A 25,142-nucleotide genomic window follows, 5' to 3' on the forward strand; every position below is an offset into this window, starting at 1 on the left:
GCCGGGGCCCGGCATACCACGGTGGTCACCACCCCGACCGGCCACCACTACCGGTCCCAGGCACCACCGCTGCCCGGAGACACCAGCTGAGACCCACCGGCCAGCAAAGGGAATCAGTTCAGAGGGTTGAGCCGGTGGACGTCCGGTAAGGAGGAGACATCCCCGCCGCTGAGCGCCGTCGCCACCCAGAGGGATCTTTCGGCCTCGTCGAAGAGGCCTTCCTCGGCATGGGTCAGGACGTCCTCCACCGCCCGGGCCACCGCCCATCCCACCGCCGATTCCTCGTCGAGTCCGGCCGCTTCACTGAGATGGCGGAGACGACGTCGCAAGGCGGGGCCGGAGTTTCGGGAGGGCAGGTCGGCCAAACGATTCTCGAGCATCGGCAGGACGCCGAATTCCCGGTCGCCGATCACTGGGTGGGGGTTGATGGCCACGAATTCCCCGGTGGGCGGCCGCCGGAGCGCGCTGAAGTAGTGCAGCTCGGAGTGCACCAGGAAGTCCCGGTCGTCACGTCGGCCGACGGCACCGCGAACCTGGCAGAGTTCCAGTGCGGCCTCAAGCAGACGCCGGGGGAGCACCGGCGGAAGCTCGGCCCACCGGGCGGGAAGCTCATCGTTCCAGCGTTCGGCGAGGGCATCGGTTCTCTCCACCATCCCAGCGCCCGCCGTCGTCGGCGTAAGCTCCCGGGCCGGCAGGCTCAGCCGGGACATCAACTGCCCCCAGATCTCGACGGCCTCCGGCAGGGCCATGGAGCCCAGATCGTGATCCGGGTCCAGACGTTCCAACAGCAGGAACCCGTCCTCTTCCGCGAACAACGTGACCGCGCCTTGCCCGGACCACCAATGCAGTGCCGTGGCCTCGGTGGCCAGGACGGGATCGGGGATCTGGCATTTGAGCGCCAGGCGGGCTCCCGCTGCGTCGATGACGGGAACCACGAGCCCCGCGTGACCGGCAAGGAATGGATGCGGCGCTGAAGGATCCGGGACCAGATGCCAGCTCCCGCATCGGGCCAGGACGCGTTCACACAGGGTGTCCAGCCAGGGCCTTCCCGCCGACGACCGCAACGCCTGGTGGCGGAGCGGTGCCGGAAGATCCTGGAACTGAGCGCGAAAGGCATCGCGGGCACGATCGGTGTCCATGACTTCCTCAGGTGAGGTCGGGAATGGTGTTCGCCAAGGTGAATGAACGCTCGGCCGACAGCCAGGTTTCCGCGATCAGCGCCGGACGGACCGGCTGTTCGGAGGCCGCAGCGGCATCACGAAGCAGGCCCGCCAACTGGCCCTCCGCCTCGGCGACCGACGCGATGGGCTTCGACGAGAAATCCCGGGGGAGCTGGTAGGCCGGTTCCCGGACGGGGGTGCATCCGGCAGGCAGCAGATCCTCCAGCCGGTGACCCAGCTCGGCGGAGGCCTCCGAGAGCTCCCAGCCCTTCCGGGTCGAATCCCCGGGCTGTTTGACGGCGGCCATCTGGTATCCATACGCAAGCCGGAAAGCAGCATCGGAGGCCTGCTCCAGGGCGCCGGCCGAAGCCTGGTCCTGCGCGGAGATACCCTCGGTACTGCTCGCCGGAAGAGGGGTGGCAGAAACCGAGGAACCGGCATTCGTCCCCGGTGCCGCCGGACTACCGGTGGCGCCATCCGTTGGCTCGGCCGCGCAGGAGCCCTCGGGCAACTGGTGGCTCTCGGCATCTTGCCAGGCATGAGTTGCCTCGGGGATCACGAACTTCGGCAATTTCTTCGAGGCACCGTCCCCGGGGATCTTTCCTGCCAGCCGCTGGGCGGCCAGGCGTTGTTCGATGCCCGAACCCAGAACTGCCGGGACCTCACTGGAAGCGGCGTCGGTGGCGGCCTCCAGCAGCCAGTTGGCCGTATCGGCCAGTTCCACGGCCACTTCGGTGACGGAGGTGGTGGTGGATGCCGCAGTAGCGGAAGGAGTCGCCGGATCCGTGGTTTTGGCGCTTGGTGAGGCAGGTGCCGACGCGCTCTGGTCGGCCTCCTGCTGTACGTGGGCAGCCAGCCCCGGTGTGAGAAGTTCCACATGCCGACGCAACATGGTGGAGATCCGTTCCAGCTCGGTGGCCGACGCCTTGTCGACCGTCGGGGCCTTCTCCGACGGGGGCGAGGCAGGAGCCGAGGCGGATGGGGAGGCACTTCCCGCGTCCTGCCCGGAGGTTCCGGTGGCCAGTTCCTCAGCGGTTCCTGCCAGGGCGAGCATGGTCCGGGAAGCCTTTTCCTGTGGGCTCATCTGTTGCCCACCGCCCCGGGAATCCGGGCCCCAACGGCTTTCGACCGTCGTGCCGATACCGATCACGATGGCAGCCACCAGCAGCAGGCCCAAGGTGCGCAGCAGGAACCTGGCCACTGCGGAGAACCCGCGCCGTGGTGAACGGCGGGGACCACGGGGGGAGGGGGAGCGTGTAACCATCGACACGATCATCCCATGGGCCCCGCTGAACCAGGGGCTCGATGCCACCCGTGGCGGGCTCGATCTTCCGAGGGGACGGACCAGTGAACCGCCCGGCGGGCCCTGCCACGGGGTGCGACGTCGGCGGAGCCGCGAAATTGTCGATACTCTTGTACGCACAACATCGAATATGTGGGAGGAAGTCATGTCCGAACAGCCGGCAGGAACCCCGTCCGAAGGGCAGCGGCTCAAGGAGTATCTGGAACCCACCGTTTCCGCCCACAACCTCCTCCTTGAAGAGGTCGAGGTCCGCTCCAGTGCCGACCACCGCACGGTGAACGTCATCGTGGATCTGTTCGAAGGAACCGGAAGCGTCGATCTCGACACACTGGCCGAGGTCTCCCAAGCCGTATCAACGGCCATGGACCAGGCGCCCGCCGAGCCGGGGCCGGCCTATGAACTCGAGGTCTCCTCGCCCGGAATCGGCCGTCCGCTGACGTTGCCGCGCCACTGGCGCCGGAACATCGGTCGTCTGGTCAAGATCAACCTGATCGGCGAAGACAACATCACCGGACGGTTGATGGAAGCCGACGACGAGACCGTGACCGTCGTCCCCGACGTCCCGGTGAAGAAGGGCATGAAACCCAAGCAGGGCGAGCCCCGTGTGATCGCCTATGGCGACATCCGTCGAGGCACCGTGGACGTCGAGTTCACCACTCCAGGGCCCCTGGACGACGAAGTACCGGAAATCGACGAGGCGCAGGAGGCCTGACATGGATATCGATATGAGCGCACTGCGACTCCTGGAATCGGAACGCGAGATTCCACTGCACCTGATCATCCCGACCATCGAGCAGGCGTTGGTCATGGCCTATCACAAGTCCCCGGGAGCCATTGATCGCGCCCGGGCCGAACTGGACCAGAAGAGCGGCCGAGTCACGATCTGGGCCACCGACACCGACGAGGACGGCAACGAACTCGCCGAATTCGACGACACCCCTGAAGGCTTCGGCCGCATCGCCGCCAGCACGGCCCGGCAAATCATCCTCCAGCGTCTGCGCGACGTGGAGGACGACAACATCCTGGGACAGTTCAAGGGCAAGGAAGGCGAACTGATCTCCGGCCAGATCCAGCAGGGCAACAACCCGATCATGATCCAGGTCAACCTGGGAACCATCGAGGCCCTCCTGCCACCACCGGAACAGGTGCCGGGCGAAAAATATATCCATGGTGCGCGCATCAGGGCCTACGTCACCGACGTGCGCAAGGGCCTGAAGGGCCCCGCCATCACCCTGTCGCGTTCGCACCCCAACCTGGTGCGCCGGCTCTTCGAGCTCGAGGTCCCGGAAATCGCGGACGGAACCGTCGAGATCGTCTCCCTGGCCCGCGAAGCGGGGCACCGGACCAAGATCGCCGTGCGCCCCACGAAGCCCGGAATCAACGCCAAGGGTGCTTGCATCGGCGAGATGGGCTCGCGTGTGCGTGCGGTCATGAACGAGCTCTACGACGAGAAGATCGACCTTGTGGACTACAACGAGGATCCGGCCCGGTTCATCGCCAATGCCCTCTCCCCGTCGAAGGTCAAGTCGGTCACCATCGTCGATGAGGCCATCCGCCAGGCCCATGTGGTCGTTCCGGACTACCAGTTGTCGCTGGCCATCGGCAAGGAAGGGCAGAACGCCCGTCTGGCGGCCAAGCTCACCGGCTGGCGGATCGATATTTCCTCCGATGCCAACCCGAACGGGCGTGTCGAGGCGGTTCGTCCCGAGTGACCGTCGGCACCGATGCCCCATGGGCGGTGGGAAAAGCGGTAGACTAGTCAGTGGTCCGTTCAGGTCCGCCGACCCCAACCCAGGAGTTGACTCCCTCGCGTGAGCTCGCAGCATCAGCCGCAGCGTACGTGTGTCGGGTGTCGGGAATCGACGGATCAGGATCAGTTGTTGCGTTGGGTGGTCGAAGGAACAGGCTCATTGGTCGTTCCCGACCCCAGTCGATGCAAGTCCGGTAGGGGTGCCTGGTTGCACCCCGCACCGGTATGTGCAGCCCGTGCCGTGAAGCGGCGGGCGTTCCGCAGGGCCTTCAGGGCCCCCGTGGACGACTCGCAAGTGGAAATTGCATTGGCCGCACTGGGTGCGCCCCCGCCGGGTGGTAGCACCGAATCAACCGTCAAACGTGAAAGCGGGTCAGAAATCTGATGGAAACCCGATGAGTGTCAAGCGATGAGCGCCTAACGATGACCAATCAGTTATGCGCAACGATCGGCATGCTGCCTCTGGGCGGCTACCGACCAAGCCCGAAACAGACGGTTCGCACCCGGTAAGAAGTGAGTGCAGGGGCGGACCGAGACAGGAGAAATGTGGCCAAGGTCCGCGTACACGAGCTCGCCAAAGAGCTCGGCATCACTTCGAAGGATGCAGTGGCAAAACTGCAGGAACTGGGCGAATTCGTCCGTTCCGCTTCGTCGACCATTGAAGCGCCCGTAGTCAAGAAACTACGGAGCGCATTCCCCCAGTCCGAGGCACCGGCGAAGCCGGCCGCCAAGGCACCGGAAGCAGCCAAGCCGGCCACCCCGGCGGCTCCGGCCAAGGAGGCCCCTGCGGCCCCTGCTGCTCCGGCAAGCCCTGCGTCCAACGCGCCGCGTCCCGGCGCCCGTCCGGCCCCGAAGCCCGGCGTGACCCCGGCAGCACCCGCTGCCCCGGCGACTCCGGAACCCGTGGCAGAGAAGCCGGCGGCTGCCGAAGCGCCGGCTGCCGAGGATTCCTCGGCGGCGAAGCCGGCCGCACCGCGTCCGACGACCGCCAAGCCCGGTGCCCCGCGCCCCGGCAACAACCCGTTCTCATCCCAGCAGGGGATGCGCGGCAAGGACTCCGGTCCCGGCGGGCCGCGTCCCGGTGCACGATCGGGCGCCCCGCGTCCCGGTGGGCCGCGTCCGGGGAACAACCCGTTCGCGTCCCAGCAGGGCATGCGGACCGGATCCCCGGCAGGCCAGGGTGGACCGCGTCCGCCGGCCGGTGCCGGTGGTCCTCGTCCGGGTGCGCCTCGTCCGGGAGCCCCGCGCCCCGGTGCCGGTGCCCCGAGCACTCGTCCGGGTGGGCCCCGCCCGACCCCGGGCATGATGCCCAACCGCACCGAGCGTCCGGCCCCGGCCGGTGGAGGCCGTCCCGGCGCTCCAGGACGCGCAGGCGGCCCCGGCCGTCCCGGTGGCGGCTTCGGCGGCAAGGGTGGTGGCCGCGGTCGCGGTGGCACCCAGGGTGCCTTCGGCAAGGGAGGCGCCGGTCGCGGCAAGCAGCGCAAGTCGAAGCGGGCGAAGCGCCAGGAACTGGAGCAGATGAGTGCACCGTCGCTGGGCGGCGTGAGCATTCCCCGTGGCAACGGCGAGACCATCGTGCGCCTGCGTCGTGGTGCCTCCATCACCGACTTCGCCGACAAGATCGAAGCCAACCCGGCGGCACTGGTCACGGTGCTGTTCCACCTCGGCGAGATGGCCACGGCCACCCAGTCGCTGGATGAGGGGACCTTCGACGTCCTGGGCGACGAGCTGGGCTATAAAGTCCAGATCGTTTCCCCGGAGGACGAGGAGCGCGAGCTGCTCGAATCCTTCTCCATCGACCTGGATCAGGAGCTCGAGGACGAAGGCGACGAGGACCTCATGGCACGGCCCCCGGTGGTCACCGTCATGGGTCACGTCGACCACGGCAAGACCCGACTGCTCGATGCGCTGCGCAAGTCCAACGTTATCGAGGGCGAAGCCGGCGGCATCACCCAGCACATCGGTGCCTACCAGATCAGCCACGAACACGAGGGCAACGAACGTGCCGTCACGTTCATCGATACCCCCGGTCACGAGGCCTTCACGGCCATGCGTGCCCGTGGTGCGAAGGTCACCGACATCGCCGTGCTCGTGGTCGCCGCGGACGACGGCGTCATGCCGCAGACCGTTGAGGCGCTCAACCACGCCCAGTCGGCCGACGTGCCGATCGTCGTGGCAGTGAACAAGATCGATAAGGACGCGGCGAACCCCGACAAGGTCAAGGGCCAGCTCGCCGAATACGGCGTCGTACCCGAGGAATACGGTGGCGACACCATGTTCGTCGAGGTCTCGGCGCTGAAGAACCTGGGCATCGAGGAACTGCTCGAGGCGGTGCTGCTGACCGCGGACGCCGCACTGGACATGCGCGCCAACCCGAATAAGGATGCTCGCGGCATCGCCATCGAGGCCAACCTCGATAAGGGTCGTGGTGCAGTGGCCACCGTGCTGGTGCAGTCCGGCACGCTGAAGGTCGGCGACACGATCGTCGCCGGTCAGGCCCACGGACGCGTCCGTGCCATGTTCAACGAGAATGGCGAGAACCTGGAAACGGCGACCCCGTCGCGTCCGGTCCAGGTGCTGGGTCTGTCGACCGTCCCCCGGGCCGGCGACACGTTCCTGGTCACCTCGGATGAGCGGACCGCCCGTCAGATCGCCGAGAAGCGTGAGGCGGCCGACCGCAACGCCCAGCTGGCGAAGCGTCGCAAGCGCATCACCCTGGAGGACTTCGACCAGGCCGTTGCCGATGGCAAGATCGACACCCTCAACCTCATCCTCAAGGGTGACGTGTCCGGTGCCGTGGAAGCCCTCGAGGATTCACTGCTCAAGATCGACGTGGGCGAAGGCGTGCAGTTGCGCGTCATCCACCGCGGCGTCGGTGCCATCACGCAGAACGACGTCAACCTGGCAACCGTGGACAACGCGATCATCATCGGCTTCAACGTCAAGCCTGCCGAGCGCGTTTCCGATCTGGCCGATAAGGAAGGCGTTGACATGCGCTTCTACTCGGTCATCTACGCGGCCATCGATGACATCGAGCTGGCCTTGAAGGGCATGCTGAAGCCGGAGTACGAGGAAGCCCAGCTGGGTACGGCGGAGGTCCGCGAGGTCTTCCGTTCCTCCAAGTTCGGCAACATCGCCGGCTCGATCGTCCGCAGCGGGACGATCCGACGCAACAGCAAGGCGCGTGTCACCCGCGATGGCAAGGTCATCGGGGACAAGCTGACGGTGGATTCGCTGAAGCGCTTCAAGGACGACGCCACCGAGGTCCGCACGGACTTCGAATGTGGTATCGGATTGGGCTCCTTCAACGACATCAAGGAAGGCGACATCATCGAGACCTTCGAGATGCGCGAGAAGCCGCGCGTCTAGACGCCAAGGCAGTACGACGCCGGACGCTCGCCTGACGGGCGGGCGCCCGGCGTCTTCTTTTCCACACAGCAGCAAGAACCAGCACAAGGTATCCCCAGGAGGGCATCATGGCCGATCCGGCTCGCGCGGCACGGCTCGCGCAACGCATCAAGGTCCTGGTCGCGCAGTCGCTCGGCAAGGTGGTGAAGGATCCCCGCGTTGAAAACGTGACGATCACCGACACCCGTGTCACCAACGACCTGCAGAACGCGACCGTCTACTACACAGTCCTCGGCGAGGACGCAGAAAAGGCCGCAGCCGCCGCAGGGCTGGCCAAGGCCAAGGGGATCCTGCGCAAGGAGGTCGGGCGCAACCTGACCGTCCGGTTGACCCCGACCCTGGAATTCGTCGCCGACGAAATCCCAGTGAACGCCTCCAACCTGGAGGAATTGCTGCGTGAGGCCAAGGAGCGTGACGCCGAGGTGGCCGCGCTGGCTTCCGAGGCGACGCACGCCGGGGACGCCGATCCCTATAAGCATGACGACGAGGACGACGAGACAGAAGTCTAGGTCCCGCGTCTTTCACCATCGACGGCGGCTGCCGTGCAGGAGATCACCTGCACGACGGCCGCCGTCGCTTTTCGGGGCCGATACCGGCAGGTCAATTAGCACCTCCAGGCACCTTGAAGCGGGCATTGACTTCCCCGGGGCACGGTCCTATCTTCGGTTCAGCAGTATCCAGCGGAGGGGACTGAAACCATGAGCGGGTCAGAACGTTCCGTGTTGTGGGTGGCAATTCTTGCCTCGTTCGTGGCCTTTCTCGACGGCTCCATCGTCAATGTCGCCCTCCCGGCGATCGCCAGTGAACTGGGCGGGGGAATCACCACCCAGCAGTGGGTGCTCGACGGCTATCTGCTCACCCTGGGTTCGTTGATCATGGTGGCGGGCAGTTTATCCGATATCTTCGGGCGGGTGCGGATGCTCCGCTTCGCACTCATCTTCTTCGGCGCTGCGTCACTCCTCTGTGCCGTGGCCCCCAGCACCGGCGTCCTGTTGACCGCACGTCTACTTCAGGGAGCTGCGGCCGCACTGCTGGTACCCAGCTCGTTGGCGCTGATCACTTCCACTTTCGCTGAAGAACCCAGGGCGCGGGCCATCGGACAATGGACGGCCTGGACGGGGACCGCTTTCGTCGCAGGGCCCCTGTTGGGCGGACTGTTGGTGGATGCTGTTTCATGGCGGCTGGTTTTCGCCATCAACGTGCTCCCGATCGCCGTCACCCTGGTCCTACTACTCAAGCTCCACGAGCCGGCGAAACCCTCGGCGCGGACGCCGATCGATGTTCTCGGCGCGTTGCTGGCGGCTCTGGGGCTGGGGGGAACGGTCTTTGCCTTGATCTTCCAGGACGGGCGGGGGTGGGCAGCTCCGTTGGTTTCCCTGCCGCTTGCTGGGGGATTGGCCTGTCTGGGCGCCTACATGTGGAGGCAGAAAACGGCACGGCACCCGATGATGCCCCTTCACTTGTTTCGGGAGCGGAACTTCGGCATCGGAAACTTGGCCACCGCGGCGTTCTACGCGGGGATCACGCTGGGGACGTTCATCATCCCGATCTTCTTGCAGGAGACGGCAGGGTTCACCGCATTTTCAGCGGGTATGGCCACCATCCCGTTGACCTTGATGTCCTTGGCACTCTCCGCACTCTTCGGGACCTTTGCTGGTCGATACGGGCCCAGGCTATTCATGTCCGTGGGACCCGTGATCGGAGCTGCCGGCTTCCTGCTGATGCTCTCGGCAACGGAACCGCTGGACTACTGGCAGCACATTCTGCCGGGTGTCGTGCTCTTCGGGCTGGGCCTGGCGGTGACAGTCGCCCCGCTGACCGCGGCAGTCCTTGGGGCCATCGACCCGGCCCAGAGCGGTATCGGATCGGCTATCAACAACGCGGTGTCACGGGTGGCCGGTCTCCTCGCCGTTGCTGCCGTGGGCTGGTTCGCCGGTCCGGTCCTGGACTTCGCGGCCTTCCACCGGGTACTTCTGGTGGCGGCGCTGCTGATGATCGCGGCGGGTGTCGTCTCGGCGCTGGGCATCAGCAACGCACAAAACGCCAGCGGCAGGCCCGTCCCACCCGAAGCGATGGCGGCATGCCACGACCGAGTCGTCCCGGAGGGGCCGGATTTCCCCGGCATGTAAGCCTGATCGCGAGGAGACCTCGAGCACAAAAAAGACTTCCAAAAATTTCGGTGAACTTGTCTTTTCGTGCGCATTAGGAGGGGTTTATTCTGAATAAACAAGGATTCAAGTCAAACACAAGGAAGTGTTGACCATGGGCCTCGCACACGAGACTGAGCGCGGATCATTCGAATCGACCGATAAGGCCCTGAAACGAAATCTGTCCTTTACGCAACTGTTGTTCCTGGGCGTCAGCGCCCAAATCGGGTCCGGGTGGCTCTTCGGGGTGTTGGCGGCCGCCGGAGTCGCCGGGCCGGCAGCCATCCTGTCCTGGATCATCGCCTCGGTCCTGGTGTTCCTGATCGCCCTGACCTATCTCGAACTCGGGGCCATGCTTCCCCGCTCCGGGGCCATCGTCAGATACACGTTCCTGAGCCACGGTGCCTTCTCCGGCTGGATCATCGGCTGGGCCTATTGGCTGTCCGTGGTCTCCATCCCGCCGATCGAGGCCGAAGCGACACTGACGTACATCGGTGGACGGTTCCCCGACACCCATTTCCTGACCACCGTGGACGGGGTGCAACTGCTCAGCTGGCCCACCGGGATCCTCAGCGGATTCGTCCTGATGTTCCTCTTCTTCGTGTTGAACTTCTTCGGGGCCCGGTTCCTGGCCGAATCCAACCGGTGGGTGACCATCTGGAAGATCGCCTTGCCGACGTTGACCTTCATCTTCCTCTTCTTCATCCTCGACGGCAGCAACTTCACCACCTATGGCGGTTTCGCCCCGTTGGGTGTTCCCCCGATCTTCCACGCCATCGCCACCACGGGCATCATCTTCTCCCTCTTGGGTTTCAGGCAGGCACTGGACTTCGGCGGGGAGGTCAGGAATCCGCAGCGCAACGTCCCTTTGGCGACCATTGGTTCCATCGCGATCCCGGCAGTGATCTACACCCTGCTGCAAGTGGCGTTCATCGGGGCCATCAACTGGAAGGACATGGGCCTCAAGGGCGGTCAATGGGACCAGTTGGTGGCCGGAGGCTGGGCGGACGGGCCGCTGTTCCATGCACTCGGCTCGGCCAACATCGCGGCGCTGGCGGCCCTGGGTACCTTCCTGCTCATCGATGCGGCCGTGTCCCCGTTGGCCACCGGGTGGGTGTATCTGGGGACCGGCGCCCGCACCGGATACGGGCTCGGGGTGTACCGGAACATCCCCAAGAAGTTCACCGAGAGCAACCGCTTCGGGATCCCCTGGGTGGCCCTGGTCGTCTCGGCCGTGGTCGGATGCGTGTTCTTCGTCCCGGCACCGAGTTGGTACCAACTGGTGGGGTTCATCAGTTCGGCGGCGGTGCTGACCTACATCATGGGCGGGGTGGGGCTACCGGTCCTGCGCAGGACCGCCGGGTCACTGAAGCGGCCCTTCCGGCTGAGGGCCTACCGGTTCTGGTCCCCGATCTCCTTCCTGGCCGCGGTGCTGATCCTGTACTGGAGCGGCTTCTCCACCCTGGCCAACGTCTTCACGGCCACATTCATCGGGCTGCCCTTCTTTACCGCCTACTATGCGTGGAAGAGCAAGTGGATCTCGGCGGTCCCGGCATTTGCGATCAGCATCATCTTCTTCGTCTTGTGGATCTGGGTGGCCACCGTTGGCGGATGGGTCCTCAGCGGGGCCCAGGCCCAGCGCCCCGGAGGCTGGCCGTTCCCGGTGTACTACGCGGTGTTCTGTGTCCTGGTGATCGCCTTCTGCGCGGCCCTGTGGTTCTTCAGCAACAAAACCGGGCGGTGCCACGTGAACGCGACCTGGTGGCTGATCTGGCTGTTGTTGGCTTCGCTGCTGGTGGGCTACCTCGGCGTCTACGGCCCCTTGGAATCACCGGTGCTGCATTTCCCCTGGGGCATGGGCGTGGAACTCCTGGTGGGCATCGTCACCTATGTCTGGGCCGTCAGATCCGGTTTCAACACCGGCGAAGTCCAGCAGATCGTCGAAGAAGCAGCCGCCCGCGGGGGAGAGGTCTCCTCCGACGGGATCTGACCGGCAAAGCCCGGGGAGGGGAGCCGCCTCTTGTACCGCCCTCGGAGGCGGCGGTGAACACGGGGACTTCGGGCCGCCTATACTAGGGTGCGTGAAAAAAGGTGCCAGCACAGCTCAGGACGACGTCGGATCGGGACTGGTGATCGTCGACAAGCCCCAGGGCTGGACGAGCCACGACGTCGTCGGCCGGACCCGCCGTCTCGCAGGGACCCGCAAGGTCGGCCACGCCGGGACCCTGGATCCCATGGCGACCGGGGTATTGGTGGTCGGGGTGAATAAGGCCACCCGTCTGCTGACCTACATCGTCGGGGCCACCAAGACGTACGAAGCCACCATCCGCCTCGGCGAGAACACCGTCACCGACGATGCCGAAGGCGAGCTGCTCCAGGCGCGCATCGCCGCAGCGGTCACCGAGGAACAGATCCACCGCGAGGTGGCCGGACTGACCGGTGACATCGAGCAGGTCCCCTCCTCCGTCAGCGCCATCAAGGTCAACGGGGAACGCTCCTATGCCAGGGTGCGCAGCGGTCAGGAAGTGGATCTTCCCTCGCGGCCGGTCACGGTCAGCCGCTTCGAGGTCCACGAGGTGCGCCGCCTGCGCGGGGGCAAGATCCAGGACGTCGACGTCACCGTCGAATGCTCCTCGGGCACCTACATCCGGGCCCTGGCCCGTGACCTCGGCGAGGACCTGGGCGTCGGGGGACACCTGACCGCACTGCGGAGGACCCGAGTGGGCCCCTACGGCATCGACGGCGCCCGGACCATGGAGCAGCTGGCCGAGGAATTCGGGATGCTTTCCCTGGATGCAGCGGCCCGGGCCCTGTTCGAAAACCGCGAACTCAGTGCCGAGGAAGCCACCGAACTGTCCTTCGGACGCCGGATCGGGCCCAATGCCCAGGACGATGCCGTCACTGCCGCCTTCTCCCCGGACGGGACCTGCGTGGCCCTGCTGAAGAACAAGGGCGGCGCCGCGAAGCCCGAGATCGTCTTCGTCACCGCCTGAGCCCGCACACCCGACCCCGCCCGCCAGCCGAAAGGTAGCAACCCACCGTGATCGTCGATGGATTCTTCATTGCCGGGGTGATCATCTGTGCGCTCTCCGTCGTGCTCAGCGTCGTCGCCACGATCCTGCGGGACCACCCGGACGACTACGCCATCATCTCCGTGGCCGCCGTGGAGGTCTTCCTCATCGTCTATGGCATCGCCGCGGCGGTCCGCCAGGCGGGCGGGGAGACGATCTCCGGTGAAGCCTGGGAGTTCTGGGGGTACGTGGCCACCGCGTTGTTCGTCCCGGTCGTGGCCTTCGCCTGGGCCATCACCGACAAGACCCGCTGGTCCAACGCCGTCCTGGCCGCCGTCGGCCTCACCGTATTCGTCATGTTGTATCGCATGGAACAGATTTGGGATGGAGCCACCCTCGTATGAATGCACCAGCCACCCAGCGCCCGAACAGCCGCCAAGCCGGGCTGGGGCGGATCATCATCGCCGTCTACGGGATCTTCGCGATCTCCTCCACGGCCCGCGCCGGCTACCAGGTCCTGACGAAGTTCGGTGAAGCGCCCCTGGCCTATGCCCTCAGTGCCGTGGCCGCCATCATCTACATCATCGCGACCATCGCCCTGGCCTCGAAGAAGCCCGGCAGCTGGAAGGTGTCCTTCCTGGCGGTGCTCATCGAGCTGATCGGGGTCATCGTGGTGGGCATCCTGTCCTTCGCGCTGCCGCAGGACTTCGCCCACCCGGCGGTCTGGTCGCACTTCGGGCAGGGGTACGGATACATCCCGTTGGTGCTGCCACTGATCGGCCTGTGGTGGCTGAACCGGCATCGTGAAGCGGAAGCCGACAGCTAGCCGAATTCAGCTTCAGGGGGCCGATCGTGAATAATGGAAAGGCGTCAGCCCGGCCACCGAACAACCGCCGCATTCCCAAGGAGCACAGTGCACTACTGGAAAGGCCTCGAATCCGTCCCCCCGGACTTCGGGCCATCCGTCGTGACCATCGGCAACTTCGATGGTGTCCACCGCGGCCACCGCGAGGTCCTGTCCACGCTGACCCGTCTGGCCGGCGAACGCAGTGCTGCCGCCGTGGCCATCAGTTTCGATCCGCATCCGGCGAAGGTGCACCGTCCCGATAGCTACCTGCCCCTGATCATGGGGTTGGCCGACCGGGTGGACTCACTGGCCGAGACCGGTCTGGACGCGGTCCTGATGGTGAACTACACGCTGGCCTTCTCCCAGGCCACCGCCGAGGAATTCGTCCAGGATGTCATCGTCGACCGGCTGCACGCCTGCGCCGTCGTCGTCGGTCATGACGTGCGGTTCGGGCGCGGGAACGCGGGGGACTTCGACACCATGGTCGAGCTGGGAAGGATCCACGGATTCGACGTCATCGGCATCGACGATGTCGGTGAGACCCGCCGCTGGTCCTCCACCTGGATCCGCGAGGCCCTCACCGACGGGGACGTGGCCACCGCCAACGAGATCCTCGGTCGCGCCCACCGGATGCGCGGGGAAATCGTCCACGGGGCCGCCCGGGGGCGTGAACTCGGGATTCCGACGGCGAACCTGTCCACCGACGCCTCGGGGATCATCCCCGCCGACGGGGTCTATGCCGGCTGGCTCGTCGACGAGGCGGGCATGCGGTGGCCTGCCGCCATTTCCGTCGGGTCGAACCCGACCTTCGAAGGGGTGAGCCGGCAGGTCGAGGCCCATGTCATCGACCGTCCCGATGAAGAGGTCGGGGACTTCGATCTCTACGGCCAGCAATCCGTCGTCGAATTCGTGGCCCGGTTGCGACCGATGGTCGCCTACCACGGCATCGAGGCGTTGATCGAGCAGATGAACGAGGACGTCGAGTTGGCCCGCGGGGTCCTGGAACATGACCGGGCCGGCGCCTGAGCGCGAGCCCGTCGAACCGGTGACCCGGCCCGCACCGGACGCCCCGCTTCCCAATCTTCCTGCCGGCGGGCCGGCCATCGAAGCCTCCCGCCGCCGGTCCTTCGGCGCCGCCTTCGCCCACGGGGGAGGGCTCTATGATGCCGTTCGCCCGGGTTACCCCGCGGAGGTCGTTGACTTCCTGCTCCCCGCCGGGGCCCGCGACGCAGTGGACCTGGGGGCGGGGACCGGCATCCTCAGCAGGGAACTGGCCGCCCGGGGACTGCGTACGACCGCGGTGGACCCCTCGGAGGACATGCTCGCCCAATTGCGGCTGAAATCCTCATCGATCACCACCGTGCTGGCCACCGCCGAGCAGACCTGCCTTCCGGCGGGATCCTTCGACGTGGCCACCGCGGCGCAGTCCTGGCATTGGGTGGACGTTCCGGCCGCCTCCGCCGAGACCGCCCGGATCCTGCGCCCTGGAGGCCGGTTGGCGCTGGTTTGGAACCAGCTGGACGTCACCGTGCCCTGGGTGCACCGGCTCAGTCGCATCATGCATGCCGGTGACGTGCACCGTCCCGGGTTCGTTCCGGAGATCGGGCCGGAATTCACCGGGTGGGAGTCGAGGGGCCTGCACTGGGAGCAGACGGTGACCCCGGAACTGTTGATTGAACTGGCCAAATCACGCAGCTACTACCTGCGGGCGAAGGCACCCATCCGGGCCCGGGTCGAGGGGAACCTGGACTGGTACCTCCATGAGCATCTGGGGCACGAGCCGGGCGAAGAGCTGGGGCTGCCCTACTTCACCCACGCCTGGAGGGCCCATCGTCGGTAGTGACCGGTGATGATAGACTGGTTGGCGGTGTGCGCTGCAGTCCGCGGTTGCGTGTCATCACGCCGGAGACGGCAAATCAACTGTTCGCGGTACAACTCCAGGAGTTAATGTGGCCCTCGACGCTACTGTCAAGACCGAAATCATGAAGGCCTACGCCACCCACGAAGGCGACACGGGTTCCCCGGAGGTGCAGGTTGCTGTTCTCTCACGTCGCATTCTGGACCTGACGGAACACCTCAAGACGCATCAGCACGACCACCACACCCGCCGTGGCCTCATGGGCATGGTCGGACGTCGTCGCCGCATGCTCGGTTACCTCAAGAACACCGACATCGTCCGCTACCGTACGCTCATCGAGCGCCTCGGCCTGCGCCGCTAGTCGGTTCCACGGAAGCGGTCCTCCCGACGGAGGGCCGCTTCCGGGCACGGGGCCGGAGGCCCCACGCCGCCAACACCAATGAAAACCGCAGGAAGCCAGCCATCAAGGACATTCGCGGTCCTCGGTAGTGGTTTACGGGAATCCGGCACGACGCCGGCAACCCCGTGGGCCTCGATCGAAGACCGGGTGCCCCCTCCGGTGGAACCGGAGGAGAGGATCGGCTGGGCCTGCGCCACAACAGAAACGGAGGTGACTCTCCATGGAGGGTCCCGAAATTCAGTTCGCAGAAGCGGTCATCGACAATGGCCGGTTCGGAACGCGCACGATCCGCTTTGAGACCGGCCGTCTGGCCCAGCAGGCAGCAGGCGCTGCCATGGTCTACATCGACGACGACACGTCCATGCTCTCGGCCACCTCGGCCGGCAAGCACCCCCGCGAGGGCTTCGACTTCTTCCCGCTGACGGTGGACGTCGAGGAGCGCATGTACGCAGCCGGCCGCATTCCCGGCAGCTTCTTCCGCCGCGAGGGCCGCCCCTCGACCGAGGCCATCCTGGCCTGCCGCCTCATGGACCGCCCGCTGCGTCCGGCCTTCGTCAAGGGCCTGCGCAACGAGGTCCAGGTGGTCGTCACCATCCTGTCCATGAACCCGGACGACCTGTACGACGTGGTGGCCATCAACGCCTCCTCGATGTCCACGCAGCTCTCGGGCCTGCCGTTCTCCGGCCCCATCGGCGGCGTCCGCGTTGCCCTGGTCGACGAAGGAAACGGCGCCCAGTGGGTCGCCTTCCCGAAGCACTCACAGCTGGAGAACGCCGTGTTCTCGATGGTGGTTGCCGGTCGCGTGAGCGGTGACGACGTCGCCATCATGATGGTCGAGGCCGAAGCCACCGACCACGCCTGGAACCTGATCAAGGAAAACGGCGCCACCGCCCCGACCGAAGAGGTCGTGGCCGAGGGCCTCGAGGCGTCCAAGCCGTTCATCAAGGTCCTCTGCGACGCGCAGGCCGATCTGGCCGCCCGCGCCGCGAAGCCGACCGTCGAGTTCCCGGTCTTCCGCGACTTCGAGGACGACGCCTACGCCGCCGTCGAGTCCGCCGCATCGGCCAAGCTCACCGAGATCTTCGCGATCGCCGATAAGCAGGAGCGCGACACCGCCTCCAGCGCCTACCGCGACGAGGTCGTCGAGCAGCTCGCCGCCGAAGGCAAGCAGTTCGAAGGCCGCGAGAAGGAGGTCTCCAAGGCCTTCGCCGCGGTGACCAAGCACGTCGTGCGCCAGCGCATCCTCACCGAACAGGTCCGCATCGACGGCCGTGGACTGACGGACATCCGCCAGCTCACCGCCGAGGTCGAGGTCCTGCCCCGCGTGCACGGTTCGGCGATCTTCGAGCGCGGCGAAACCCAGATCATGGGTGTCACCACGCTGAACATGCTCAAGATGGAGCAGCAGATCGACTCGTTGTCGCCGGTGACGCGCAAGCGCTACATGCACAACTACAACTTCCCGCCGTACTCCACCGGCGAGACCGGCCGCGTGGGTTCGCCCAAGCGCCGCGAAATCGGCCACGGGGCCCTCGCCGAGCGCGCCATCGTGCCGGTGCTGCCCACGCGTGAGGAATTCCCCTACGCGATCCGCCAGGTCTCCGAGGCCTTGAGCTCCAACGGGTCCACCTCTATGGGCTCGGTCTGCGCCTCGACCCTGTCGCTGCTCAACGCCGGTGTGCCGCTGCGCGCCCCGGTGGCCGGCATCGCCATGGGCCTGGTGTCCGACCAGGTTGACGGCCAGACCCGCTACGCGGCGATGACCGACATCCTCGGTGCCGAGGACGCCATGGGCGATATGGACTTCAAGGTCGCCGGTACCTCGGAGTTCGTCACCGCCATCCAGCTGGACACCAAGCTCGACGGCCTGCCGGCCTCCGTGCTCGGCGCCGCGCTGAAACAGGCCCGTGAAGCACGCCTGCACATCCTCTCGGTGATCAACTCCGCGATCGACGCCCCGGATGAGATGAGCGAATTCGCTCCGCGCATCATCTCGGTGAAGATCCCCGTGGATAAGATCGGCGAGGTCATCGGCCCGAAGGGCAAGATGATCAACACCATCCAGGAGGACACCGGGGCCGACATCTCCATCGAGGATGACGGCACCGTGCTGATCGGTGCGACCAACGGCGAGTCCGCCGAGTCCGCCCGTTCCGCCATCAACGCGATCGCCAACCCGATGGTTCCGGAGGTCGGCGAACGCTACCTCGGGACCGTGGTGAAGCTGACCACGTTCGGCGCCTTCGTGTCCCTGACCCCGGGCAAGGACGGCCTGCTGCACATCTCGGAGCTGCGCAAGCTCTCCGGTGGCAAGCGCGTCGAGGACGTCGAGGACGTCGTCTCCGTGGGCCAGAAGCTCCAGGTGGAGATCACCAAGGTCGATGACCGCGGAAAGCTCTCCCTGGCGCCCGTCGTGGCTGAAGAGGCCGAAGCCTCGGCCGTCGACGCGTAAGGACGAGTACCACCCATGGCTTTGATTCCTTTGCCGCTTCACGGCTCGGGAATGTTCCCGTACACCGCTGAGCAGGGCGCTTCAGAGGCCGGCTCGCCGATCGAGTACGGGGATCCAACCATCCTGGCCGGGGAGGCCGGAGGGGCGCTGGTGCGCCGCTCCGTCCTCCCCGGCGGGGTGCGGGTGCTGACTGAGGCCATGCCCGGACAGCGCTCCGCCACCATCGGCTTCTGGGTCGGTGTCGGTTCACGGGACGAGGTCGAGGGCCAACACGGTTCGACCCACTTCCTGGAACACCTGCTCTTCAAGGGCACCTCACGCCGTGGCGCGATGGACATCGCCACGGCCTTCGACGAGGTCGGCGGCGAATCCAATGCCGCCACCGCCAAGGAAAGCACCTGCTACTTCGCCCGCGTCCTGGACGCGGATCTGCCGCTGGCCATCGACATCATCGCGGACATGATTACCTCCGCCGTCCTCGATCCCGGCGAACTCGAGCAGGAACGCGACGTCATCCTCGAGGAGATCGCCATGGACGGCGACGACCCCGGCGACGTCGCCCATGAACATTTCGTCTCCGCAGTGTTGGGGGAGCACCCGCTGGCCCGCCCCATCGGAGGGACCCCCGAAGCGATCCTGGGGATCGGCCGCGAGGCCGTACTGGACCACTACCGTCGTTTCTACAAACCCAGCGAACTGGTCATCACCGTCGCCGGGTCCCTGGACCACGACGAAGTCTGCGACCAAGTCATCGAGGCATTGCGTGCCTCCGGCTGGACGCTCGAGGAGGGGGCCGCCCCCGAACCCCGGCGCAGCACGGAACCGGTGCCCGTCAGCGGACAACACACCATCGACGTCATCCGCCGTCCCGTGGAACAAACCAACATCATCATGGGCTGCCCGGGCATCGTCGCCACCGACGAGCGACGCCACGTGATGAGCGTGCTCAACGCAGTGCTCGGCGGGGGCATGTCCTCGCGCCTGTTCCAGGAGATCCGCGAGAAGCGCGGCCTGGTGTATTCGACCTACTCCTTCTCCGCCGCCTATTCCGACGTCGGATACTTCGGCATGTATGCCGGCTGCGCCCCGGTCAAGACCGGGCAGGTGATCGGGCTGCTCGGGGAGGAACTGGACCGGTTGGCCGCCGAGGGGATCAGCCCGGAGGAACTGCGCAAGGCCGTCGGCCAGCTCTCCGGCGGCATGGTCCTGGCGCTGGAGGATCCGGGCTCACGCATGGGCCGTCTGGGTCGAGCCGAACTGGTGACCGGCGTCTTCCAGGACCTGGACGAATCGCTGGCCCGGGTCAGGGCCGTCACCGTCGAGGACGTCCAGGCGCTGGCCCGCGAACTGGCCTCCAGAGCTCGAACGGTCACGGTCGTCGGCCCCTTCGACACGCCCGGGGACTTCGGCTACTAGGCCGCCACGCCGCCACCTGTTGCCCGGAAACAGGTTCGACAAACTATGCTGTGGCATATGTGTGAAACACATCACTCGCACCCAACACTCGCATAGTTGTTGAAAGGTAAGATCCACCATGAATTTGAATGGCGTGACGGAGGTGCTGGACGATATCAGCGGTATCGTCTGGGGCCCGTTCCTGCTGATCCCCTTACTTCTGGGGGCAGGGTTGTACTTAACCATCAGGTTGGGGGGCCTGCAGTTCCTGAAACTGGGTGCCGCCTTGCGGCTGGGGATCCTGAAGCGCAAGGATCCCGGCACCGAGGGGGATATCTCCCAGTTCCAGGCGCTGACCACCGCTCTGGCGGCCACCGTGGGTACCGGTAACATCGTCGGTGTCGCCACGGCCATCGGCATCGGCGGCCCGGGCGCCCTGTTCTGGATGTGGATTACCGGGTTGCTGGGCATGGCCACGAAATACTCGGAGGCCTTCCTGGCCGTCCGCTTCCGCGGCACCGATGCCGCGGGTGAAAAGTCAGGTGGCCCGCAGAACTACCTGGAACGCGGCATCAAGGGGCCGTTCGGCAAGATCCTGGCGCTCTCCTTCGCCATCTTCGCCGTCCTGGCCAGCTTCGGCATCGGCAACATGACCCAGGGCAACGCCATTGCCGCCAACGTCGAGAGCAGCTGGGGTGCCCCGCTGTGGCTCACCGGCTTGACCTTGACCGTGTTGACCATGATCGTCCTGGTCGGCGGCATCAAATCCATTGGCCGCGTTACTGCCGGTCTGGTCCCGGTGATGATCGTCTTCTACATCCTGGGTGCCATCTACATCCTGCTGGCCAACCTGGGCCAGGTTCCCGCGGCCCTGGGCCTGATCTTCACCGACGCCTTCACCGGCACGTCAGCGGTGGGCGGTTTCACCGGTTCGGCGATCATCATCGTGATCCAGTTCGGTGTGGCCCGCGGCCTGTTCTCCAACGAGTCCGGCCTGGGTTCGGCGCCGATTGCCGCTGCCGCAGCGCAGACCTCGCACCCGGTCCGCCAGGGCCTGGTCTCCATGACCCAGACCTTCATCGACACCATCATCGTGGTCAGCTTCACCGGCCTGGTCATCGTGACCACGGGTGCCTGGAGCGAAACCGATCCGGAATCCGGGGAACAGATCTCCGCGGCACTGATGACCGGCGAGGCCTTCAGCCACGGGCTGCCGGGGGAATGGGGCCACTGGGTCGTGACGATCGGTCTGGTGCTCTTCGCCTTCTCCACCCTGTTGGGATGGTCCTACTACGGCGAACGCAATATGGAAAAGCTCTTCGGGCGCCGAACGGTCATGCCGTTCCGTGTCGTCTGGTCCCTGGTCGTCTTCATCGGTGCCACGGTGCAGCTCGAGGTCGTCTGGGCGTTCTCGGATGTCATGAACGGACTGATGGCTCTGCCGAACCTCATCGGTCTGATCGTCCTCTCCGGGCTGATCGTGCGCGAGACCCGTTGGTACCTCAAGCATGACCCCAAGCTCGAGGCCACCAAGGACGAGATCGAGGCCTTCATGAAGGACCAGCCCGGCTGGGACCAGTGGAAGTCCGGCGACATCGTCGGTTCCTCGCAGAACTACGGCGGGTCCAGTAAGAGGGATGGCATGCGCCAGTAGCGGATGGTGCGGCAGCCTGCGGGCCGCCGCACCCCGACCCGAGAAGGCGGGCCGGTCACCGGGAGGACACCCCGGGACCGGCCCGCCTTTTCGGGTGATGCCGGCGAATTGGGGCACGACGGCGCCGGCCGTGCATGGGTGGTGGCGGGGTGAAAGCGGTCCCTAGCCGCCGGCGAAGGGCGGGAGGACGTCGATGACATCCGCGTCGGCCAAGGGACGCGACTCGTCCCTGGCGCCGATCTCGTTGACCAGGAAGCTGGAGCGGGAGAGCACGCGATGCAACGGGGGTCCCGACGCACCGGTGGCGGGGACCGCGTGCGGGAGGTGGCCCAGCAAGGCCGCCAGCGTCCCGCCGTCGTGCTCGATGTCCTGCAGCGGGACATCCAACTCCTTCACCCCGGCAGCGGCGGCGGCAGCGGCAAAGAACCTGACCTTCACTTATCCTCCAATGGCGCTCATGGAACGGTCGGGCTGGACGAAGTCCTCGGCCCCCAGACCGGTGTGGTCCATGCCGTGGGCGCGCGGTTTGGCCCACATGGCGGCCCGCCAGCGGTCGGCGATGTCCTGATCGGTGGCCTCCGAGCGCAGCAGGGCGGTCAGATCGGTTTCCTCCCGGGAGAACAGGCAGCTCATGATCCTGCCTTCGGCCGTGATCCGGGTGCGCCGGCAATCAGCGCAGAAGGGTTCGGTGACCGAGGCGATGATCCCGACGGTGCCCAGCAGCGTATCCGGTTCGCCCTTGGCCCGGACCTCGTAGCGTTCGGCGGGTGCCCCGTCCCGGGACTCGGGGGCCACGGTGATGTCGTAATCGACGCCGAGCAGTTCGCGGGTGTCGGTGGCGGTGACCATGTCGTCCCGGGTCCATCCGTGATCGGCATCCAGGGGCATCTGCTCGATGAAGCGCAGCTCGAATCCGCGCTCGAGCGCCCAGGCCAGCAACGAAGGGGCTTCCAGGTCGTTGATGCCGCGCATCAGGACCGCGTTGATCTTGATCGGGGACAAGCCCGCGTCCGCCGCGGCGTCGATGCCTTCGATGACCTTGTGCAGGAAGTTGCGCCGCGCGAGTTTCTTAAAGGACTCGGCATGGATGGTATCCAGCGAGACGTTGATCCGGGTCAGTCCGGCTTCGGCCAGGGCCCGGGCCCTGGCCGTGAGGCCGACCCCGTTGGTGGTCATTGAAATCGGCAGGTCGGGGTGGTCGGCGCGCAGCCCGGCGATGATGTCCACCAGGTCCTTGCGCATCAACGGCTCCCCGCCGGTCAGGCGCAGTTCGCGCACCCCGTGGATGTCCACGGCGATCCGGACCAGCCGCCGGATCTCCCCGGCGGTCAGCAGGCGTTCCGCCGGCAGCCAGGCCATGCCGTCGGCGGGCATGCAGTAGGTGCAGCGCAGATTGCATTTGTCGATCAGGGAGATGCGTAGATCGGTGGCCACCCGTCCGAACCGGTCCAGCAGGCGCGGATCGTCGCCCGGCGCCGGTGGGGGAACGAAATCCCCGGAGTCCTGGGGGCCGGAGGCACCCGGTTCGGGGATGCCGGGCATGCCCAGGGATACCGCAGCCTTGCCCCCGGTGGCCGGGTCGGCTGCGGACTGGGAGCTGGTGCTGCACGTCATGCCTCGAGCGTAGTCCAGATCCGGGGCGAAAACAGGGGCAGTGGCCGGGTGATCGGCGCCCGAGGATGCCCCGTGGACCGCCGGGATTTCCGTGCGCGCCACAACAACCGGTATGGATATCCGCATTTGCGTCGAGTAGGGTCTAGTAATGACGCAAATGAGAGTATCCGAGGCGGCTCGGTTTCTGGCGGTCAGTGACGATACGGTCCGCCGACTGCTGGACTCCGGACAACTGACCGCAGGCAAGGACGCCTCCGGGCGGATCACCGTCGACGGGGTGGAACTGGCGGGCTACATCCGCGGTCTGGCCGAGACGCCGAGCGACCCGGCCCACGTGGCCTCCTCGGCCCGGAACCGCTTCGTCGGCCTGGTGACCGCGGTGACCGCCGACCGGGTCATGGCGCAGGTGGAAATGCAATGCGGCCCCTTCCGCGTCGTGTCCTTGATGAGCAGCGAAGCCGTGAAGGACCTGGGGCTGGAACCGGGACGCATTGCCACGGCAGTGGTGAAATCAACCAACGTCATCATCGAAACAAAGGCCTGATCATGCGCAACCCCCTCATCACCGTCATGGCCGCGGCCGCGTTGCTGCTCTCGGCGTGCGGGACACCGGCCGCCGGCACGGACCCGACTCCCTCGACACCGGGCGGGCAGGACGGGGCGGCGATCCACTTCGCGGCGGCAGCCTCCCTGACCGACGTCGCCCCGGAACTGACCCGGGCCTACGCCGAGGAAACCGGGGACACGACCCGGATCGACATCAACCTCGGCGCCTCCTCCAAGCTCGTCCAGCAAGCGAACTCCGGCCAGCAGCCCGATGTGCTGATCACCGCCGACACCCAGGCCCCCGAGGCGCTGGAGGATCCAACGGCCTTCGAACCCCCGATCGACCTGGTTTCGAACACCCTGGTGCTCGCGGTTCCCGCCACGTCGAAGATCACCGCCGCGGACCAGTTGCCCGAGGCCGGTGCGGTGGCGTTATGCGCCCCGGCGGTGCCTTGTGGCCGGGCCGCCAACACCTATCTCGACCACCAGGGTTTCTCCCTGAACACGGTCAGCGAGGAAGACAACGTGCGGGCCGTGCTGACCAAGGTCACCGCGGGACAAGTCGACGCCGGCTTCGTCTATGCCACCGACGTCGCAGCAGCCGGGGACCAGGTCCGGGCCATCGACCTGACGGGGCTGGACGCCAACATCTATCCGTTGCTGGTCGCCACCGATGCCGCCGAACCTGCGCAGGACTTCGCCCGCTGGCTCCAGGGGGATGCGGCCATGAAGCTGCTGAACGACGCCGGTTTCTCGGCGCCGTGACCCGCACCGTCCTCTCGCCCCGCATGCGGCGGGCGACCACCCCCGGATGGCTGTGGGTTCCGGCGCTCATTGGGCTCGCTGCCCTGGCCGGGCCCCTGGTGGCGCTCTTCGTCGCGGCCCGCTGGCAGGACCTGCCCGAGTTGCTGGCCCGCGACGAGGCCCGCACGGCGTTGGGTCTCTCCCTGGGCACGGCGACGGCCTCGACCATCGTGTGCTTCCTGCTCGGGCTGCCCCTGGCGGTGCTGCTTTCGCGCCTGCACGGAGTCGTCCTGCAGGTGCTGCGCGGCCTGCTGGTCGTGCCGCTGGTGCTCTCACCGGTGGTCTCGGGACTGGCCCTGCTCTACTTCTGGGGCCGCCAGACACCGGTGGGGGGCTGGCTGGACTCGATCGGCCTGGGCGTGGGCTTCAGCCCGGCGGCGGTCGTGCTGGTCCAGGTGTTCGTCTCGCTGCCCTTCTTCGTCGTCTCGGCGCTGAGCAGCATCGAAGCGGTGGACACCGACCTGGAATTCTCCGGGGCCAACGCCGGGGCCTCCTCCGGACAGATCCTGGCCCACATCACCCTGCCGCTGGCAGCCCCCGGGATCATCGTGGGCACGCTGCTGGCCTTCGCCCGGTCCCTGGGCGAATACGGGGCGACCATCACCTTCGCCGGTTCCGTGGCAGGACGCACCCGGACCTTGCCGCTGCAGATCGAATTGGCGCTGAACTCCAACGACCCGCAGGCAGCCCTGGGGATCAGCCTGATGCTGATCGGGCTCTACCTGATCGTGCTCGTCGTGGCCGGGGCCGGGGTCGGCAGGATCTTCAGGCGGTAGCCACCCGTAGGATGGAC

Annotated in this window: 23 protein-coding genes; 19 read left to right on the forward strand and 4 right to left on the reverse strand. The window is 66.5% G+C overall.

Going from position 1 to position 25,142, the window contains the following annotated elements; all coding sequences use genetic code 11:
* Positions 1–113: 113 nt before the first annotated feature.
* A complete protein-coding gene (locus tag ACT3UE_RS10135; RefSeq protein ID WP_444554643.1) occupies positions 114–1,139 on the reverse strand; it encodes an aminoglycoside phosphotransferase family protein in 1,026 nt (341 codons plus the stop codon).
* A 7-nt stretch (positions 1,140–1,146) separates the two neighbouring features.
* Positions 1,147–2,424 (reverse strand): hypothetical protein, encoded by a 1,278-nt coding sequence (locus ACT3UE_RS10140; protein WP_444554642.1) that lies wholly within the window; start codon positions 2,422–2,424, stop codon positions 1,147–1,149.
* A 184-nt stretch (positions 2,425–2,608) separates the two neighbouring features.
* Here ACT3UE_RS10140 and rimP point away from each other — a divergent pair, with 184 nt between their 5' ends.
* The 16 genes from rimP (at position 2,609) to ACT3UE_RS10220 (ending at position 21,385) form a co-directional block, all read left to right on the forward strand.
* The gene (gene rimP, locus ACT3UE_RS10145) at positions 2,609–3,175 is read left to right on the forward strand and encodes a ribosome maturation factor RimP (RefSeq protein ID WP_444554641.1); all 567 of its coding nucleotides are present in this window, start codon (positions 2,609–2,611) and stop codon (positions 3,173–3,175) included.
* A gap of 1 nt (position 3,176) precedes the next feature.
* Entirely contained in the window at positions 3,177–4,175 is a 999-nt protein-coding gene (nusA, locus tag ACT3UE_RS10150) for a transcription termination factor NusA (protein ID WP_444554640.1), read from the forward strand.
* Between the two features lie 99 nt (positions 4,176–4,274).
* Positions 4,275–4,598 carry a YlxR family protein gene (locus tag ACT3UE_RS10155; RefSeq protein ID WP_444554639.1) on the forward strand — a complete coding sequence of 108 codons (324 nt, stop codon included), beginning with the start codon at positions 4,275–4,277 and terminating at the stop codon, positions 4,596–4,598.
* 161 nt (positions 4,599–4,759) lie between these two features.
* On the forward strand, positions 4,760–7,582 hold the full coding sequence (gene infB / locus ACT3UE_RS10160; protein ID WP_444554638.1) for a translation initiation factor IF-2: 2,823 nt from the start codon (positions 4,760–4,762) through the stop codon (positions 7,580–7,582).
* A gap of 107 nt (positions 7,583–7,689) precedes the next feature.
* Positions 7,690–8,130: a 30S ribosome-binding factor RbfA gene (gene rbfA, locus ACT3UE_RS10165; protein ID WP_444554637.1), complete on the forward strand. Its 441-nt coding sequence runs from the start codon at positions 7,690–7,692 to the stop codon at positions 8,128–8,130.
* A gap of 189 nt (positions 8,131–8,319) precedes the next feature.
* Complete coding sequence (locus ACT3UE_RS10170) at positions 8,320–9,750, forward strand: MFS transporter (RefSeq protein WP_444554636.1); 1,431 nt, start codon at positions 8,320–8,322, stop codon at positions 9,748–9,750.
* 133 nt (positions 9,751–9,883) lie between these two features.
* The gene (locus ACT3UE_RS10175) at positions 9,884–11,758 is read left to right on the forward strand and encodes an APC family permease (RefSeq protein ID WP_444554635.1); all 1,875 of its coding nucleotides are present in this window, start codon (positions 9,884–9,886) and stop codon (positions 11,756–11,758) included.
* A 91-nt stretch (positions 11,759–11,849) separates the two neighbouring features.
* The gene (gene truB, locus ACT3UE_RS10180; RefSeq protein ID WP_444561726.1) at positions 11,850–12,761 is read left to right on the forward strand and encodes a tRNA pseudouridine(55) synthase TruB; all 912 of its coding nucleotides are present in this window, start codon (positions 11,850–11,852) and stop codon (positions 12,759–12,761) included.
* A 47-nt stretch (positions 12,762–12,808) separates the two neighbouring features.
* Positions 12,809–13,183: a hypothetical protein gene (locus ACT3UE_RS10185; RefSeq protein WP_444554633.1), complete on the forward strand. Its 375-nt coding sequence runs from the start codon at positions 12,809–12,811 to the stop codon at positions 13,181–13,183.
* Positions 13,180–13,605 (forward strand): hypothetical protein, encoded by a 426-nt coding sequence (locus ACT3UE_RS10190; protein ID WP_444554632.1) that lies wholly within the window; start codon positions 13,180–13,182, stop codon positions 13,603–13,605. The genes ACT3UE_RS10185 and ACT3UE_RS10190 overlap by 4 nt, the downstream gene beginning before the upstream one ends.
* Before the next feature lie 87 nt (positions 13,606–13,692).
* Positions 13,693–14,652: a bifunctional riboflavin kinase/FAD synthetase gene (locus ACT3UE_RS10195; protein ID WP_444566655.1), complete on the forward strand. Its 960-nt coding sequence runs from the start codon at positions 13,693–13,695 to the stop codon at positions 14,650–14,652.
* Complete coding sequence (locus ACT3UE_RS10200) at positions 14,633–15,466, forward strand: class I SAM-dependent methyltransferase (protein ID WP_444554630.1); 834 nt, start codon at positions 14,633–14,635, stop codon at positions 15,464–15,466. Before ACT3UE_RS10195 ends, ACT3UE_RS10200 begins: the two co-directional genes overlap by 20 nt.
* 109 nt (positions 15,467–15,575) lie before the next feature.
* Positions 15,576–15,845 carry a 30S ribosomal protein S15 gene (rpsO, locus tag ACT3UE_RS10205; RefSeq protein ID WP_444554629.1) on the forward strand — a complete coding sequence of 90 codons (270 nt, stop codon included), beginning with the start codon at positions 15,576–15,578 and terminating at the stop codon, positions 15,843–15,845.
* Between the two features lie 259 nt (positions 15,846–16,104).
* Positions 16,105–18,336 (forward strand): polyribonucleotide nucleotidyltransferase, encoded by a 2,232-nt coding sequence (locus ACT3UE_RS10210; protein WP_444554628.1) that lies wholly within the window; start codon positions 16,105–16,107, stop codon positions 18,334–18,336.
* 15 nt (positions 18,337–18,351) lie between these two features.
* Positions 18,352–19,752: a M16 family metallopeptidase gene (locus ACT3UE_RS10215; RefSeq protein WP_444554627.1), complete on the forward strand. Its 1,401-nt coding sequence runs from the start codon at positions 18,352–18,354 to the stop codon at positions 19,750–19,752.
* Positions 19,753–19,870: 118 nt separating this feature from the next.
* On the forward strand, positions 19,871–21,385 hold the full coding sequence (locus tag ACT3UE_RS10220) for an alanine/glycine:cation symporter family protein (RefSeq protein WP_444554626.1): 1,515 nt from the start codon (positions 19,871–19,873) through the stop codon (positions 21,383–21,385).
* 162 nt (positions 21,386–21,547) lie between these two features.
* On the opposite strand, the gene ACT3UE_RS10225 is transcribed toward ACT3UE_RS10220, so the two are convergent.
* Entirely contained in the window at positions 21,548–21,823 is a 276-nt protein-coding gene (locus ACT3UE_RS10225) for a MoaD/ThiS family protein (protein ID WP_444554625.1), read from the reverse strand.
* The gene (gene moaA, locus ACT3UE_RS10230) at positions 21,824–22,927 is read right to left on the reverse strand and encodes a GTP 3',8-cyclase MoaA (protein WP_444554649.1); all 1,104 of its coding nucleotides are present in this window, start codon (positions 22,925–22,927) and stop codon (positions 21,824–21,826) included.
* Between the two features lie 220 nt (positions 22,928–23,147).
* Between moaA and ACT3UE_RS10235 the strand changes: the two genes are divergently transcribed.
* The 3 genes from ACT3UE_RS10235 to ACT3UE_RS10245 are packed head-to-tail and all read left to right on the forward strand — an operon-like array spanning position 23,148 to position 25,125.
* Complete coding sequence (locus ACT3UE_RS10235) at positions 23,148–23,543, forward strand: TOBE domain-containing protein (protein ID WP_444554624.1); 396 nt, start codon at positions 23,148–23,150, stop codon at positions 23,541–23,543.
* A gap of 2 nt (positions 23,544–23,545) precedes the next feature.
* The gene (modA, locus tag ACT3UE_RS10240) at positions 23,546–24,310 is read left to right on the forward strand and encodes a molybdate ABC transporter substrate-binding protein (RefSeq protein WP_444566656.1); all 765 of its coding nucleotides are present in this window, start codon (positions 23,546–23,548) and stop codon (positions 24,308–24,310) included.
* A complete protein-coding gene (locus ACT3UE_RS10245; RefSeq protein WP_444554622.1) occupies positions 24,307–25,125 on the forward strand; it encodes a molybdate ABC transporter permease subunit in 819 nt (272 codons plus the stop codon). The genes modA and ACT3UE_RS10245 overlap by 4 nt, the downstream gene beginning before the upstream one ends.
* The last annotated feature ends 17 nt before the right edge of the window (positions 25,126–25,142 follow it).

Origin of the sequence: Arthrobacter sp. 179 (assembly GCF_052379645.1) — a bacterium.
GTDB lineage: Bacteria > Actinomycetota > Actinomycetes > Actinomycetales > Micrococcaceae > Arthrobacter_H.

Excerpts from the sequence above, each read along its gene's own strand:
- ACT3UE_RS10135 (WP_444554643.1), bottom strand. The coding sequence starts at position 1,139 with ATGGACACCGATCGTGCCCGCGATGCCTTTCGCGCTCAGTTCCAGGAT.
- ACT3UE_RS10140 (WP_444554642.1), bottom strand. The coding sequence starts at position 2,424 with ATGGTTACACGCTCCCCCTCCCCCCGTGGTCCCCGCCGTTCACCACGG.
- rimP (WP_444554641.1), top strand. The coding sequence starts at position 2,609 with ATGTCCGAACAGCCGGCAGGAACCCCGTCCGAAGGGCAGCGGCTCAAG.
- nusA (WP_444554640.1), top strand. The coding sequence starts at position 3,177 with ATGGATATCGATATGAGCGCACTGCGACTCCTGGAATCGGAACGCGAG.
- rbfA (WP_444554637.1), top strand. The coding sequence starts at position 7,690 with ATGGCCGATCCGGCTCGCGCGGCACGGCTCGCGCAACGCATCAAGGTC.
- ACT3UE_RS10170 (WP_444554636.1), top strand. The coding sequence starts at position 8,320 with ATGAGCGGGTCAGAACGTTCCGTGTTGTGGGTGGCAATTCTTGCCTCG.
- ACT3UE_RS10175 (WP_444554635.1), top strand. The coding sequence starts at position 9,884 with ATGGGCCTCGCACACGAGACTGAGCGCGGATCATTCGAATCGACCGAT.
- ACT3UE_RS10190 (WP_444554632.1), top strand. The coding sequence starts at position 13,180 with ATGAATGCACCAGCCACCCAGCGCCCGAACAGCCGCCAAGCCGGGCTG.
- ACT3UE_RS10200 (WP_444554630.1), top strand. The coding sequence starts at position 14,633 with ATGACCGGGCCGGCGCCTGAGCGCGAGCCCGTCGAACCGGTGACCCGG.
- ACT3UE_RS10210 (WP_444554628.1), top strand. The coding sequence starts at position 16,105 with ATGGAGGGTCCCGAAATTCAGTTCGCAGAAGCGGTCATCGACAATGGC.
- ACT3UE_RS10215 (WP_444554627.1), top strand. The coding sequence starts at position 18,352 with ATGGCTTTGATTCCTTTGCCGCTTCACGGCTCGGGAATGTTCCCGTAC.
- ACT3UE_RS10220 (WP_444554626.1), top strand. The coding sequence starts at position 19,871 with ATGAATTTGAATGGCGTGACGGAGGTGCTGGACGATATCAGCGGTATC.
- moaA (WP_444554649.1), bottom strand. The coding sequence starts at position 22,927 with ATGCCCGGCATCCCCGAACCGGGTGCCTCCGGCCCCCAGGACTCCGGG.
- ACT3UE_RS10235 (WP_444554624.1), top strand. The coding sequence starts at position 23,148 with ATGACGCAAATGAGAGTATCCGAGGCGGCTCGGTTTCTGGCGGTCAGT.
- modA (WP_444566656.1), top strand. The coding sequence starts at position 23,546 with ATGCGCAACCCCCTCATCACCGTCATGGCCGCGGCCGCGTTGCTGCTC.